This window comes from Shewanella sp. DAU305 (assembly GCF_026802235.1).
In the GTDB taxonomy this organism is placed as follows: domain Bacteria; phylum Pseudomonadota; class Gammaproteobacteria; order Enterobacterales; family Shewanellaceae; genus Shewanella; species Shewanella baltica.
In genome coordinates this window covers 4,640,455-4,656,248 of sequence record NZ_CP113808.1, presented here as the reverse complement: position 1 = coordinate 4,656,248, position 15,794 = coordinate 4,640,455, and the positions used below count along the sequence as shown (strand labels likewise).

The 15,794-nt window shown below is 40.7% G+C and carries 11 protein-coding genes, 1 pseudogene and 1 riboswitch; of the genes and pseudogenes, 6 read left to right on the top strand and 6 right to left on the bottom strand.

All coding sequences use genetic code 11. The features are described from left to right. Positions 1 to 57: 57 nt before the first annotated feature. The 4 genes from OX890_RS19785 to OX890_RS19770 all read right to left on the bottom strand — a co-directional run bounded on the left by OX890_RS19785 (position 58) and on the right by OX890_RS19770 (position 6,694). Complete coding sequence (locus OX890_RS19785; protein ID WP_268649792.1) at positions 58 to 2,628, bottom strand: AAA-like domain-containing protein; 2,571 nt, start codon at positions 2,626 to 2,628, stop codon at positions 58 to 60. Beyond that, positions 2,621 to 4,009, bottom strand: coding sequence for a serine protease (locus OX890_RS19780; protein WP_268649791.1), 1,389 nt, complete (start codon positions 4,007 to 4,009; stop codon positions 2,621 to 2,623). Before OX890_RS19780 ends, OX890_RS19785 begins: the two co-directional genes overlap by 8 nt. After that, the gene (locus tag OX890_RS19775; protein ID WP_268649790.1) at positions 4,006 to 5,100 is read right to left on the bottom strand and encodes a ComEC/Rec2 family competence protein; all 1,095 of its coding nucleotides are present in this window, start codon (positions 5,098 to 5,100) and stop codon (positions 4,006 to 4,008) included. The genes OX890_RS19780 and OX890_RS19775 overlap by 4 nt, the downstream gene beginning before the upstream one ends. A gap of 598 nt (positions 5,101 to 5,698) precedes the next feature. Beyond that, complete coding sequence (locus OX890_RS19770; protein WP_268649789.1) at positions 5,699 to 6,694, bottom strand: class 1 fructose-bisphosphatase; 996 nt, start codon at positions 6,692 to 6,694, stop codon at positions 5,699 to 5,701. A 266-nt stretch (positions 6,695 to 6,960) separates the two neighbouring features. Between OX890_RS19770 and OX890_RS19765 the strand changes: the two genes are divergently transcribed. Beyond that, complete coding sequence (locus tag OX890_RS19765; protein WP_268649788.1) at positions 6,961 to 9,276, top strand: S9 family peptidase; 2,316 nt, start codon at positions 6,961 to 6,963, stop codon at positions 9,274 to 9,276. Positions 9,277 to 9,373: 97 nt separating this feature from the next. Here the strand turns inward: OX890_RS19765 and arcA are convergent, their stop codons facing one another. Next, positions 9,374 to 10,090 (bottom strand): two-component system response regulator ArcA, encoded by a 717-nt coding sequence (gene arcA, locus OX890_RS19760; protein ID WP_006080127.1) that lies wholly within the window; start codon positions 10,088 to 10,090, stop codon positions 9,374 to 9,376. A gap of 588 nt (positions 10,091 to 10,678) precedes the next feature. Between arcA and OX890_RS19755 the strand changes: the two genes are divergently transcribed. The 3 genes from OX890_RS19755 (at position 10,679) to OX890_RS19745 (ending at position 14,018) form a co-directional block, all read left to right on the top strand. Further along, on the top strand, positions 10,679 to 11,113 hold the full coding sequence (locus tag OX890_RS19755) for a DUF3293 domain-containing protein (protein ID WP_268649787.1): 435 nt from the start codon (positions 10,679 to 10,681) through the stop codon (positions 11,111 to 11,113). Between the two features lie 101 nt (positions 11,114 to 11,214). Beyond that, positions 11,215 to 11,389: riboswitch (Lysine riboswitch) on the top strand. Positions 11,390 to 11,539: 150 nt separating this feature from the next. After that, positions 11,540 to 12,895: a lysine-sensitive aspartokinase 3 gene (gene lysC / locus OX890_RS19750; RefSeq protein ID WP_268649786.1), complete on the top strand. Its 1,356-nt coding sequence runs from the start codon at positions 11,540 to 11,542 to the stop codon at positions 12,893 to 12,895. 1 nt (position 12,896) lies between these two features. Then, entirely contained in the window at positions 12,897 to 14,018 is a 1,122-nt protein-coding gene (locus tag OX890_RS19745; protein WP_268649785.1) for a succinylglutamate desuccinylase/aspartoacylase family protein, read from the top strand. 103 nt (positions 14,019 to 14,121) lie between these two features. On the opposite strand, the gene OX890_RS19740 is transcribed toward OX890_RS19745, so the two are convergent. Then, positions 14,122 to 15,087, bottom strand: a complete 966-nt coding sequence (locus tag OX890_RS19740; protein WP_012588585.1) for a zinc transporter ZntB — start codon at positions 15,085 to 15,087, stop codon at positions 14,122 to 14,124. A gap of 86 nt (positions 15,088 to 15,173) precedes the next feature. Between OX890_RS19740 and OX890_RS21225 the strand changes: the two are divergent. Together OX890_RS21225 and OX890_RS19735 are read left to right on the top strand one after the other, a co-directional pair. Then, positions 15,174 to 15,299: pseudogene (locus OX890_RS21225) on the top strand (YacL family protein); the annotation flags it as partial. Between the two features lie 87 nt (positions 15,300 to 15,386). After that, positions 15,387 to 15,761, top strand: a complete 375-nt coding sequence (locus OX890_RS19735) for a YacL family protein (RefSeq protein WP_268650631.1) — start codon at positions 15,387 to 15,389, stop codon at positions 15,759 to 15,761. Positions 15,762 to 15,794: the final 33 nt, after the last annotated feature.

The following is a 15,794-nucleotide window of genomic DNA, read 5'->3' as shown; positions in this document are numbered from 1 at the left end:
GATAATCTCAACATCCACAACTCGTAATCTATCTTCCATAGCTTTTGCGTATTGAGATTATAAATCTTCTATTATTTGACATTTTGAACTATTTATATCATCGATAAATTTTTTGTATTTGCCCGTTTTTATATTGCCATTGCTAAAATAAAGTACTTTTACTAGCTGTTTGTTTGTGTATTTCTTAAGCGGGCTTGAGAAACTTGCTTTCTTAATATAATCATATGCTAGGTAATTATTAGGCTTAAAGTTTGATTCATAATTATTTATACTAGAAAAATGTCTTTCACTAAAATATTTTGTTGATTTAAAGCTTGAGCCATTAATTATAGAAGAACATTTTTTAAAACTGTCGTAAGATGCAGTGTCATATCCAATTCTGTTTAACACAATACCTTTCCAGAAATGTATTAAAGAACTGGCTAATGTTAATATTTCATCATTGGCATAGTTAGATACTTTATTCTCAAGATATGCTAAATGATGTTGCATTTTTGATATATTATTAACTTTAAATATTCTATCTATATATGCCATGTAAACATATAGTCGAGTCTCATTAAAAGTGTCGTCTTTAACTTCTAATGCATTGAATTTATGAAAATAAAATAAAAACAGTTCCTCGTTTTGTATGTTTTCTATTACAAGTTCAATATAAATTTTTAATAGTAGATTTTCATTTATACATTCAGATTCATCTAATAAAAATAATAGAATATCTTTGTTGAAGTTTTGAGTTAGCGCAGCTTCATATAATAAGTTATAAGATTTAGAGTTTGATTTAAGTAAAACTTCACGAATATAATCGAAAACTTTAATGAAATGTTCTCGTTCAACCCTGTTGAATGAATAGTTTAGAAATGCACACAATGTTAATTGGCTAAATCCTAGCCCGAATTCATTTTCATTATTTTCAAAAGTTAACTTGTTGTTTATAATATAATTAATTATATCTGTACATGTTTCACTTGAGTCATTTTTCAGTTTGGCTAAGCTAAATTGTAAAATAAATGATTCTGACTTTCCTGTATATTCAAAAGCTTTATCTAATGCTGCCTTAGCTTTGTCAAACTCTCCAGTTTTTATATGAATTTCATGTGTAAAATATAAAGAAGCAAAACAATATGATTTATTTTCTTTACTATCTTTTTCTGACTGAGACAAAGATGCAGAGATAAAAAGACGATCCCAAAGCTCTAATGAAATCTGATTATCTTCCTCTATTCTTGCTAAGTTAATCATAGCGTTATGACTTGAGAAGTTATCATCACAATCTATTATTGATCTTAAATTTTTTTGACCTTCCTCTACTTCTCCTATAAGTATTTTACTTATTCCTGATATACAGATACCACGATTTTTATAAAGCTCAGTTTTAAAGTTGTATGATAAACATTGTATCGCACTTTTATGCTCACCTAGTTTATAGTGGCTGAATCCTAAAAAGTAAGTAATAACGTCAAAATCATCTGAACTATCTTCTTTTTCAAGTAACAGCTTACATATATCTACAGTTTCTCTATATTTTCCTAGATCAAATTCGAGTAAAGCTTGAGAAAGTGTCAAGCTTCGATTATTAATACTATCTCTAACATTAATCAACCAATCTAAATTCAAAGTTAGTTTAATTATTTTATTTTTAAAATCTGGTTTATCTTTAAAGCTAGAATCCGTAATGCCATAAAGATAAAGTTTTTTTTGTAACTCATCATTTATTTTTTCAAAATCGTCATCATACATAGAAATTAAAACGTTTATAACTTCAATGTTATCAATAACAAGTGCTCTAATATGATCAACCGGTGCAACATCAAAGCTGTTTAAATATTTATTTTTTATTATATTATCTATATCAATAGTTCTAATGTTGCCATTTTCAATCAGAAACAATTCTATTTCTGAGCATATGTCAAATGTCAATCTAGGATTTCCATTTACCCAAGAGAATACATGATTAGAAATCTCATCAGAAAGTAACAAGCCACTCTTATCTAAAAATGACAAATATTCTTCTCTAGTAAAATCATCTAAATATATCTTTTCTCCAATATTAAATGGTGACTTGTTTCTATCTTTTATGAGTTCTATAGGGTCTATAACACCAGATAGTACATAGGTCAGGCGTTCAAACTCACTGAAATTTGTTCTAGAAAAGTAATTGCTTCTAATTTGTGCGAATATGTTATCAGAGTAATCCGATGTTTTAAGTGCATCTATTTCATCTAATATTATAATTAAGTCACCATCAAAACTTTTTAATAATACTCTTAAAGACCTCATGTATTCTTTATGTGGTGGGAGTTTGCTATTTCTGATTATATCTATTTCACCTCCTATAATTGAAAATTTTTCACTATTAGGTTCTATGATACAATCAATAATATTTTGATAGCACTCACGTTCTTTTTTAAAAACGTTAGACATATCAACGTAAGCAAAAAGTCTTCTTGAGTTTTCCAGTTGTCTTTTAGCATTAAATAATAGATTTGTTTTACCCATTTGTCTTGCAACAAGAACATATCCTGGTCGTTGCATATCGCCGATAATACTTTCAAGTTGTTTATCTGCTTTTCGATTTACATATAGATTCTGCGGAATCGTTGTGTACCTTTTTAATATTCTAGTCATGAGCAACAACCTCTCCTAATACTTTACAAATAGCATTATTCACAGTTTCTAAGTTAACATTATCAAGAATGATAATTTCTTTTATAATTGACTTCAATAGTCTTGGTGAGTTTCTTGATTTTTCAAGAACCAAATATTTTTCGTTCTCGATATTTAAACATAAATTTATACATAATATATAAAATAAGTTTTCTAGTTCAGTATCCCATGAGTCACAATTTAAAAAATAAAAAAACTCTTTAGCCTTAGATAAGTTACTTAGTAAATCTGAAGGTGAGACAATTGTAGATACAGAAAATTTTAATGTGTTTTCTTCATATTTATTTGCTACATGATTGACCAATTGCATTAGGCTATTAGCGACTTCCCTTAATAGCTCACTAGATTCAATACTTAATTCATCAATAACTATGGTAAGTTTTTTTATATTTAGATGCTTAATTAGATTGCAAATATCTTTTATTATGTTTCCTTTTCTTTCGAATTCGTCCAAATCGAATTTTTCGCAAATAGAATAAAATATTTCATCCAATACATCACTTTTATTTAATACTGTTATTGCACTAAAATCTACATAGCAGTATTGGATTTCATGCATTATTAAGTTTCTCATTAAAAGGGCTGTCTTGCCAGAACCAGAAGCACCAGATAACCAAACATTATTTAATAATATTGATTTTGTAAAATTTATATCTTCATTTCTTTCTAAGTAGAACTGTTCACTTTTCAATGAGTATCTATAAAATAAAACTTCTTGTGGGTTGTTTTTTTTCCTATTTAAATTTAAATATTCTGAAATTACACTGTTCTTTTCACAAATGTCTCGAAATGAAATGCAATACAGTGATGCCCCACCTTGTTGTATTAATAATATTCCAATACTTTGCCCATTTACAAGAAGTGGTGAACCAGACATGCCTTTATAATTAGTAATGTTTGTCGACTGTTTTATTTCAAAAGAAATATTATCTGATTTTATATTATCGTAGTTTTCAGTGATTTCTGTATCTATTGTACAATGCTTTCGTCCTTTTTCTTTAGGGTAACCACATGAACTTACTGGCCTTCCTTTTAAACAATACATGTCATTGACTTGTATATAACTACTAAAAGCATGTTCTACAACTTCTAAGATAGCTACATCTAAATCTTCATCTTTATCAATTAAATGTAATGACAATGCATTTTCTGCATCGGCATCATCACTAGTTAAATAACAACTGTAATTAACCATGCTTTCTATTACATGCCATGCGGTGATTACAATTTTTTCACTAATAGAGAAACATGTTCCTCTTTTTTCTCTTCCTTGCCCATCATTGCTAATTAGAATATATATTGAATCTAATTTGTGTGTTCTGTTTATATGTATATTGTTCATAGATATACTTCTTTAACATCGAGCAATAATTCTGTGCTACTGTAATTGTAAATGGCGTCAACGAAGTTCTGATTTATATGTTTTATTTTTTCATTAATTATTATTTTTGAATTAGGGGATAATTTAGAAATTAGTGCAATAGTTTCTAAGTCGGGATGTTTAAACTTGCTTCCGTCCGTACTTATTAGAAATGTATTGCACTTTACTCTTTTAAGGAAATCAATATTTATATTTTTATTACTACCATGATGAGACAGTTTTATGGCGTCTACTTCAATGATATCAATTCCATGAAAGTCTAGCCAAGCTGTAATAACTTCGGTGTGACAATCTCCCATTGATAATAATTTTTTTTCATCGCATTCAAGCAAAAGTGCAATACTTGTTTCATTATTTAAGGAGGTATCTCGTTGGTAATTGTAATTAGATAGTGATTCAATATCATGGTAATAATCATCAGAAATATTTTCAACATATATATCTTTCAGTTGTGATATATAGCTTTCGAAAGCTAGAGAGTGACTTTTATTTATTATTTTTCTCTTGATTCCTTCTTCTTCAAGTGTATCTATCCACTCAAACTTTAGACGTTGTAATGACTCTAAAGTAGGGCTTAGTACACTGATCAAAAAGTCTCCTATTTTTAATTTCTCATCCATTGCATTGTGTATTGCTTCAGGATTTATATTAATATTTTTACATTTTAATATATAGGATAAAGATGTTGCTTCAGATGTACCAATTTTTATTTCACTATCTATTGTGGTAAATTTTTCATGGAGAGATTCAAATTTATCATCATCTGGATAATTAAAATCATTAGATTCAAATCCAAGTATTTGCTCGGCCCCGTTGTAGAACATTTTCCCTATTTGAGGACTGTCCTGATCTTCAATCAGTTTGATCACACCATTTATATGGTCACTGTCAATATGTGTCACTACAATCGCATCTAATTGAGTCTTGCTTTGAATCACATTTTTCCAAACGGAGTATGAAGAAGCTGTGCCACCATCAATGAGTATCGAAGAGTTTTCGCTTTCTACAAGGATACAATCCCCATTACCAGCATGATTTAGTGTAACTTTCATACAGAGCCTAGTTAGGATAAAAATAAACTATACCATTACTTTTTTAATTTTTGTATTTAATTCAATACTTTGTTAATTAGCATAGATCCGAATCGATCTGTCATGTTTCCAGAATTCAGATAATAACTGCGACACTCTCATTGAGGTGTAGAAGAAACCTATTGCGAAAAAGGTGATACGCTTTATCTCGCCAAAGTAAAGAGTATCACCATGAATTATCAAATATAAGACATGCATAACTCTTTCAGGATTAACTGCCGACACCTAGACTATAGAAGTTCACCTTTCCCTGCGAAGTTGCTGAAGGGCGTTGAAGAAAATCGCGTGACGCAGACAGGACGTCTGCGTAGCTTTCGGGGGGAAGGGACGCCCCATCGGAAGCGTTAGCGATTTTTGAATAAGCACGAAGCTAGTCTCTAATGCATGTAACTTCGCTAGGGTCGCCGGGGGATTTCCAAAAGGGGAATAGGCGTTTTTTCCCTTTTGGTCGGGTGTGGGGGGAAGCCCCACGACTTTCTCGGCCGTAAGGCCGTATAAAAACTAAAAAAGCCACTGTAATCAGTGGCTTTTTTTAGTTTAAGCATTAACAACGCAAGAATTACACTTCTGGATTGGGCTCTTCACTGTAATCAATACCGTGATAGCTCAGGCAAGCGTCGACTTCATTGCTGCTGCCTAGGATGACGGCAACACGCTGGTGAATATGCGTTGGAGTAATGTCTAAAATAGTTTCGTAACCCGTTGAGGCTTTACCGCCAGCTTGTTCGACTAAGAAGGCCATTGGATTGGCTTCGTACATCAAGCGCAGTTTGTACGGTTTTTTAGGATCTTTATTGTCGGTTGGGTAGGTGAAAATACCGCCACGTGATAGCACGCGGTGTACGTCGCCGACCATGGCCGCAATCCAGCGCATGTTGAATGATTTTTCGCGTGGGCCAATTTTACCGAGCAGTAAATCGGCAATATAGGTTTGCATTGGCGCTTCCCAAAAACGTTGGTTCGACATGTTAATGGCAAACTCTTGGGTCTCTGGGCTAATGCTCATGGCGGCGTTAGTCAGTAAAAACTCATTGGTTTCTGGGTGCAAAGTAAAGAGTTGCACACCTTGGCCAGTGGTTAATGCCAGCATGGTCGATGGGCCATAAAGTACATAACCTGCGGCTAATTGCGCACGGCCAGATTGTAAAAAGCTGGTTTCAGTCAACTCGCCAGCAGGGGCGGGCAGGATAGAGAAAATCGTGCCGACTAACGAGTTGATATCAATATTAGATGAGCCATCTAGTGGATCGAAACACACTAGATATTGGCCATTTTGGCTGACTTTAACCACATGATCTTCTTCTTCCGATGCCAAACCGCGCACTGTACCGTCAGCTTTTAATGCATCTTTGAGCATGTCGTTGGTGATGATATCCAGTTTTTTCTGGGTTTCACCTTGGACGTTTTCTTGCTCAGTCGCGCCTAACACGCCTGCAAGCGCACCGTGGCGAACGGCATGGCTAATGGCTTTTGAGGTGTCGGCTAAGGTTAAAATCAGGTGGGAAAGGGAGTCGTTCACTGCCTGTGAGGTCAGGTGCTGGGCCAGAGTCTGCATGTTATGTCCTTTAGAGGTTCAACAATGAGGTCAATTTCGTTATTTGCCGCGAATGATAACCCAGTTAGTCGACAATTTCAGCGATGTTGCAGATGCTTTTAGCGAATATTAAGGCTTTTAGGGATTATTTGGACTGAGCCTACGAGATGCTCCTAATTTGTATCTGTATATTGCATGCTATTTCTATTTGGGGTTTGCCTCTGGCACAATGTCGGCTTGTTTTTAATCGCTGACATCTTAGGCGATTATACTTCCAAGGAATAATAATGATTAAAAATAGGTTAACTTGGTTCCCTGCGTGCTCACTTAAGGTGCGCGCCGTTCCCCTACTGATAGCGAGCCAAATGGCCATGATTTCGACAGCTATGATTTCAACAACCACCCCAGCTTTGGCAATGGAAGGCGGCAAACTGCCATTGACGATTGAGCGAATGAATGCCTCGCCCGCCTTAGCAGGCACCAGTCCCCGTGGTTTAAAATTGTCACCCGATGGGCTGCGCGTCACCTATCTTGCTGGCCGTAAAGACAATCAAAGTTTTTATGATCTCTGGCAGATGGATGTCAAAAGCGGTGAGTCGAGCCTGCTATTAAATGCCGATAAACTTGCGACAAATGAATTATCCGATGAAGAAAAAGCCCGCCGCGAGCGCCAACGTATTTATGGTGAAGGCATTATGGAGTACTTCTGGGCCGATGATAGCCAAGCGCTATTAATTCCGGCCTCTGGCAATCTGTATTATTTTTCCCTCGTCGATAATAGCGTGACCCAATTGCCGATTGGCGAAGGGTTTGCTACAGATGCACGCTTATCGCCCAAGGGGCATTTTGTGTCTTTCGTGCGGGATCAAAATTTGTATGTGTTAGATCTGGCGACGAAAAAACTCCAAGCTATGACGACCGATGGCGGCGGGGCAATTAAAAATGCCATGGCCGAGTTTGTCGCTCAAGAAGAAATGGATCGCATGACCGGTTACTGGTGGGCGCCCGATGAATCGGCTATCGCCTTCACCCGTATCGACGAATCTGCGGTCGAGCAAGTGACGCGCAATGAGATCTATGCCGATGGCATTAAACTTACCGAGCAGCGTTACCCAGCCGCAGGTAAAAACAACGTCGACATCGCATTAGGTGTGGTCACGCTAAAAGATAAGGCCATCAATTGGGTGAGCCTGCGCGAAGAGAATAGCAAAGACAAGAGCAAAGACATTTACCTGCCGCGTGTCGATTGGTTGCCCGATAGCAAACACTTGTCGTTCCAGTGGCAGAGCCGCGATCAACATCAGCTCGATTTGCAGTTAGTGGCGTTAGATGCACTGACTAAGCCAAAAACCTTAGTGAAAGAACGCAGTGATGCTTGGGTAAACCTCAATAACGATCTGCATTTCTTAAAACAGCAGTCTGCCTTTATTTGGGCGTCTGAGCGTGACGGCTTTAATCATCTATATCTTTTTGACTTAAAAGGCAAACTCAAAACGCAATTGACTAAGGGCGAGTGGGCTGTCGATGAGTTGGAATACATAGATGAAACCGCAGGCTGGGTGTATTTCACCGGCCGTAAAGACACGCCAATTGAAAAACAGCTTTATCGCGTGCCTTTAGCGGGCGGCAAGGTTGAGCGCGTGAGCAAGCAAGCGGGGATGCACAATCCTGTTTTCGCCGATAATCAGAGCGTATATCTGGATTATTTCAACAGCTTATCTCAGCCACCGCAAATCAGTTTACACGGTGACGAGGGCCAGCAACTGGCTTGGGTCGAGCAAAATGCGGTTAAGCAAGGTCATCCTTTATATGATTATGCGGGACTATGGCAAATCCCTGAATTTGGTGAACTGAAAGCCGAAGATGGCCAAGTGCTGCAAACCCGCTTATTCAAACCCGTTCCCTTCGATGCAAGCAAGAAATACCCTGTCGTAGTGCGAGTTTACGGTGGGCCGCACGCCCAGTTAGTGACTAATAGTTGGAGCGAGCAGGACTACTTTACCCAGTATCTGGTGCAACAAGGGTATGTGGTATTCCAGTTGGATAACCGCGGCAGCGCCCACAGAGGCACTCAGTTCGAGCAGGTGATTTACCGTCATTTGGGCGAAGCTGAAGTGAATGATCAAAAAGTGGGGGTGGATTATTTACGGAGTCTGCCCTTTGTCGATGCCGATAATGTGGCGATTTACGGCCACAGCTACGGTGGTTATATGGCCTTGATGAGTTTATTTAAGGCGCCGGATTACTTTAAAGCCGCGATTTCGGGCGCACCTGTGACCGATTGGCGCTTGTATGACACCCATTATACTGAGCGTTACTTAGGTCACCCCGAAGGTAATGAAAAGGGTTATGAAGCCAGCAGCGTGTTTCCTTACGTGAAAAACTATCAAGCAGGTCTGTTGATGTATCACGGCATGGCTGACGATAACGTCTTGTTTGAAAACAGCACTCGGGTTTATAAAGCGTTGCAGGATGAAGGTAAATTATTCCAGATGATCGATTATCCGGGATCTAAACATTCGATGCGTGGCGAGAAAGTGCGTAATCACTTATACCGCTCATTAGCGGATTTCCTCGATAGACAGCTGAAAAGCGCTAAGTAACAGGCATAAAAAAACCAGATCCTAGGATCTGGTTTTTTGTGAATTGATGCTTATCGAATCAATCCTGTTGCTAATGCGAGTGTCGCTTAGCGGGCAATTAGCCTTCTAAGTTACCGCAAAAGCGATAGCCTTCACCGTGAATAGTCGCGATGATTTCTGGCGTATCTGGCAAGCTTTCGAAATGCTTACGGATACGACGGATAGTCACGTCTACAGTACGATCGTGTGGCTTAAGTTCACGGCCAGTCATTTTCATCAGTAGATCGGCACGAGTCAAAATTTTGCCTGGGTTTTCAACAAAGTGCAGCATAGCGCGGAATTCGCTACGTGGCAGTTTGTAAGATTCACCCTGTGGGCTCACTAATGAACGGCTGTTGATCTCTAAGCTCCAATCGTTGAAGCGATAGTATTCTACTGAGCTCTTTTCTTCGACTTCGGCACCAGCGCTGTTGACGCGAGTCAGAAGGTTACGAGCACGAATCGTCAATTCACGTGGGTTGAACGGCTTGGTAATATAATCGTCCGCGCCAATTTCAAGTCCAAGGATTTTGTCGACTTCGTTGTCACGACCTGTCAGGAAGATCAGACCGATGTTGTTGATTTCACGTAGTTCACGTGCCAACAACAGGCCATTCTTACCTGGCAAGTTAATGTCCATAACGACCAAGTTAATTTTGTTTTCCTGCATAGCCTTATGCATTTCTGCGCCATCATTGGCCTCAGTTACCACATACCCTTCTGCCTCGAAAATACTTCTCAGCGTGTTACGGGTAACGGCTTCATCTTCAACGATCAGAATGTGCGGATTTTGCATATTATTTACCTAAATTTTAATCAGTTTATACTAACCAATAAGAGCAACTTACTTCGGGCTCTTATATTCATAAAAGCGTTGATACTTCCTTGAACTGCTTTGTGCTCAAAAGGAAAATCTTTACGGTGACATCTATATCTGGATGTAGATTAAGTGCACGTTTAAGTGTAATACGAGAAAACGTAATCAGTACCAACTTCGATAAGCAATAGTTAGAATAAGTTCCTTAACTATTGTTTTTTTTAAATGTTTAAAAGACAAATCAAATGTAGAACACATTTTAAACAGATGCCCGGTCAGTTCACGTTACTTAAAGCGATATATGTAACAAACTTTATTGAACGATAAGCATCTTGCTCAATCTGTTTCAACTCACCAGTACGTACATTGTACTCGTTTTAGTCATTTGTTAACAAATGAAATGTTAACAAATTTTAGGTGAGTCGAGGTTTTTACCATGATATTTACTTTAGCTATTGATTAGTATAACTAATGTATTTGCCATTCCTGTGAGCCAGTTCACGCCTCTTTGGATTTTACAATCACTCTGCTACACTAGCCTGGGTTCATTTTTCGATTAGACTACCAATGGACAATACGACTCAAGATTTGTGGCAATGTTACCAAGCGCCGTTATTTTTGCTGACTCAAGCATTATCCTGTGATTTTTCCTTTGCTGTTATTACCGCTCATAATCCCGCTTCAAAGCTGCTTTCTCCCAGTCAAAACCGTTTACTCGATCGCCAACTTCTCCGTGAAATTGAATTACTCGGCAGTCCCTATCGTGCTTTAGTGGGCGCGGCGCCGGATTTATCCCACATGGAAAAAAGCTGGGCCGTGTTTATCGATAGAACGATGGCGCTGCAATTGGGGAAGAAATTTAATCAATACGTGATTTATGTGGTCGAACAAGGGGATGTGAGCTTAGTGCCTTGCACCTTGGCCGGACATGATGAAGTGTGTTTAGGCAAATTTAGTGATTATGTGCAGCTGGTATACGAGTTACCCGATTTAAGCACTTAGTTGTTTTCAAAAGATTTTATTTAAATTATTCATTTGTTATGAAATTAGCATTGACTTCATTAGGGGTTTATTGCTACTTTTTTCGTCCCTTTCCATAGGAAAGGAACAGAAGAGGAGCGTTAACTAGGTAGTCGGTCAGAGGAGCACAAACTCCAGCGATGACTGATGAGGGAGATTAACGCCGAGGCATAGATATGGTTGCTGCATGTTTATGTCGGTCGCTCAGGCTGAATCCTGACGATTGTCACCTGTAATTGGTGGAGAGCTTCTGGTGACGATTGCTGTTTCCCTTCTTTTGGGGTGCGTTATCATTGAGCACCAGGCTCTTCGAACGAAGTTAGTTCGGAGTGTGATCATGTTAGTTAATCAATATTTTATTCAATCTGCGTTTATTTCTTGCCCTACGTGTTTCACGGAGGTGCGCTAATGTCCCTCGTTGTCGCAAAATTTGGTGGCACCTCAGTCGCCGACTATAACGCTATGAATCGCTGTGCCGACATAGTGTTAGCTAATCCTCATTGCCGTTTAGTCGTGGTCAGCGCATCGAGTGGCGTGACCAATCTGTTAGTTGAATTGACGCAAGAATCCATCAACGACGATGGTCGATTACAGCGATTAAAACAAATTGCCCAAATTCAATATGCGATTTTAGATAAGCTCGGTCGTCCTAACGATGTGGCCGCCGCATTAGATAAATTATTGAGTCGCATGTCAGTATTGAGTGACGCGCTCGCATCACAACGCAGCAAAGCGACCATGGATGAGTTGTTGTCCCTCGGTGAGCAATGTTCTTCGGCGTTGTTTTCAGCAGTCATCCGCGAGAAAGGTGTTAACTCTAGTGCCTTCGATGTGCGTCGAGTATTACGTACCGACAGCCATTTTGGCCGCGCGGAACCCCAGGTTGAGCAGATTGCGACTTTAGCTCGTGATTATCTACATCCACTGTTAGCGGAACAAGTGATTGTCACACAAGGCTTTATCGGTGCCGATGAAGCAGGTAAAACGACAACATTAGGCCGCGGTGGTAGTGATTATTCTGCAGCTCTGTTAGCCGAAGCGTTACGCGCCTCAGCGGTCGAGATTTGGACCGATGTAGCGGGGATTTATACAACCGATCCGCGTCTTGCGCCCAATGCTTTTCCGATTGCCGAGATCAGCTTTAATGAAGCCGCCGAGATGGCGACCTTTGGTGCCAAGGTATTGCATCCTGCGACTATTCTTCCTGCCGTTCGTCAGCAAATTCAAGTGTTTGTGGGTTCAAGTAAAGAGCCTGAAAAGGGCGGGACTTGGATCCGCCATCAAGTGGAAGATGCACCCGTATTTCGCGCTGTGGCTTTGCGCCGCGACCAAACCCTGTTAAATCTTCACAGTTTGCAAATGTTGCATGCACAGGGCTTTTTAGCGGAAACCTTTGCGACATTAGCGCGACATAAGATCAGTGTGGATTTAATTACCACCTCAGAAGTGAACGTGTCTCTAACCCTCGATAAAACCGGTTCAGATTCTAGCGGTCAAGGTCTGTTGAGTGAGGCATTGTTGCAAGAATTATCACAGCATTGCCGGGTGCGTGTCGAAGATGGATTAGCCTTAGTGGCGATTATCGGTAACCGCATTGCGACCACGCCGGGTATTTGTCGCCGTGTGTTTGAAGTGTTAGAACCACACAATGTGCGGATGATTTGCCAAGGCGCCAGCCCACATAACCTGTGTGTGTTAGTGGCAGAATCGGAAGCGGCGCAAGTGGTGAAATCGCTGCATCAAAATCTGTTCGAAGGCGCTTAATATGCTGCCGACAACATCGTCTCTGCAAATTGGCGAGCTTGCCGCAGGGCAAGCGCTTACCTTGCCTATTTACCATTTTAAGCCGAGCGACGATAAGGCGACTGGTCCCAAAGTGTATATTCAGGCCAATGTCCACGGCGCTGAAGTGCAAGGTAATGCGGTGATTTATCAGTTGATGAAGCAGCTTGAACTCTGTGACATCCGCGGTGAAATCACCTTAGTGCCGCTTGCCAATCCCCTTGGGATCAACCAAAAAAGTGGTGAGTTTACCCTCGGCCGATTTGACCCTATTACGGGGGCGAACTGGAATCGTGAGTATTTGAATCATGCTATCGATTTGCCGACTTGGTATAGCGAACATGCCAAGCTGAGTGATAGCGAGCTGATCCAAGCTTATCGCAGTACTTTGGTTGAAGCTTGTCAGCAAAAGTTGCGTCACGAATGGGGCATTACTACTGGCCATAGGCTTGCGGTTAATCTGCAGATTATGGCCCACGGCGCGGATATAGTGCTCGATCTGCATACGGGGCCTAAATCCTGTAAGCATTTGTATTGTCCCGAATATGACTTAGCTGCCGCGCAGTTTTTGTCGATCCCTTATACGCTTGTTATCCCCAACACCTTTGGTGGTGCCATGGATGAGGCGGCGTTTTGTCCTTGGTGGCAATTAAGTAATTTTGCAAAAGCGCAGGGGCGAGATTTAGCCGTTGCTGTGTCAGCGTTAACCATGGAGTTGGCGAGCCAAGAGCGCGTCTGTCTTGAGGATGCGTTGGTTGATGCCCAAGGCATTTTGGCGTATTTAAGTCACCGCGGCGTGATCGCTGAAACCGTTGCGCCCGCTAAAATGCAGCGCTTTGGTTGTTACCTTAAAGACTATAAAAAGTATCACGCGCCAAGTTCAGGGTTAGTGGAATACCTCGCGCCTGTGGGTGAACCACTGGTTGCTGGACAGCCCCTAGTGAATTTACTTCGAATGGATTTATACGGTACGGCGGATGAGCTAAAGATGGTCAGTTTGCCCCAGGACTGCGTGCCGATTTTGCACTTTGCTTCGGCGTCTGTGCACCAAGGGACAGAGCTTTATAAAGTCATGACTAATGTGTTTGAGTTGCCGACGACATAATCGCCCGCTTAGAGCATAAGCATTAGCTCATAACATTCAGCTTATAAGAATGAGCGAAAACAACGCCAATCCTAATCGATTGGCGTTGTTGTTTTTAAGGTGGCTATAACCACTTAAATCGATAAAACAGTGCCATCTGTAGGGCGACGAGTGAGATTAATATGCCGCAGAAGGTGGCGAAGGCCCAAGTGTTGTCGGCGCCCGGTATGCCGCCAATATTGACCCCGAGTAAGCCGGTTAAAAAGCCTAATGGTAAGAAAATTGCCGACACTAAGGATAAGAAATATAAGCGTTTATTGAGCTGTTCCGATTGTTGGCTGAGTAATTCTTCCTGAGTCACATTCGCCCTATCGCGCAGGGCATCGAGATCTTCAATGGTGCGGATAAGCTTATCGTTTGTTTCCCTGAGTTTAAGTCGCTCCGAATCGTTAAACAGACTAACTTGCTCGGAAATCATTTTTGAAAAGGCTTCACGCTGGGGCGCTAAATAGCGGCGAATGGCGACAGTTTGGCGGCGCAGTTCAGCGATATCGGTGCGTAAGTCTTTTACATTGCCCGAGACAACGAGCTCTTCTAAATCAGAGAGTTGTTCTTCTAACTTATCGATGAACTCGACTTTACGGTTAGTGAGTCGCTCGCAGACAGCGACGATAAAGTCGCCCGTAGTTGCAGGCCCATTGCCCTCAAGGATCAGCTCGGCGACATCTTTAACCGACTGTAACTCGCGGTCGCAGGTGGATATGATCCGCTGTTTATCGGCATAAATACGCACGGCCACCATGTCTTCGGGAGCTGAATTGGGGTTGAGGTTGACGCCGCGTAACGCGAGCAATATGCCTTCGCCGGCGATAACGGCGCGGGGGCGAGTATCTTGGGCGAGTAGGGCATCACTCTCGACCTTCGGCAGGCCGCTATTGAGTATCCAGTGGCGCGCCTTTTTATTGCGATAGCGAAGGTGCAACCAGAGTAGACCATCCTGCGGATCCCATTTTTCGATCTGTTCCAAGCTTAAGGTGGAACCCGCTTGGGCGCCGCTTAGCACTAAACTGTAGATAAATCCTTCGTGCATATCGCATTCCATATAACTTTCAAAATCATACAAACAAGCTAACTGATTTTGCCGTGAAAATGAAGTGAGTACTCGTGCTTAACGGCATGGCAACGCGCTTTATACTGCGTTTAAGGCTTTCGACAGAGCACCACTATGCCTTCAAGCCTTCGCCTTGGCTAAAGCGCGTTGAACTCCGGCTGAATGAACAGATATTTTGTACGATTGGTATTAAATCGGCTGTGCTGCGTGGGGCGAGCAACTTCGGCAAGGATAGGTTAAAATTAGCGTTAGTAGGCTTAGAGCAAAGAGACAATAAAATGGAATACGAATTTCGGCGTAACAGTTTAACCGGCACTTTTCTGGCCAGCTTTAGCATGGATCATGAAGTGCTGGGGCAATGGTTTACAGAAGAATTGGGGCCTGAGTTAGCCAAAATTCAGCAAGTGTTAGACATGATTAAAGAAATTCAAACCGATAAACGAGGTGCATGGCGTCTCGTCGGTAATGATTTCACCTTAGAGTTAGAGCGTGAGCAGGCGCGGGTATTTGCGAATACGTTAGGTTTCGAGCAAGAGTATGAATTAGAAGAGGCTATGTCACTTTATGATGCTGAGTCAGAAGCTTATTGTGGCCTTGAGGATTTTGAGCTGGCGCTATTGAGTTGGCAGCAATTTATTGAGAAAGGTTTGTAATCATTTATTTAATCTCTATTTGATAAAAACATA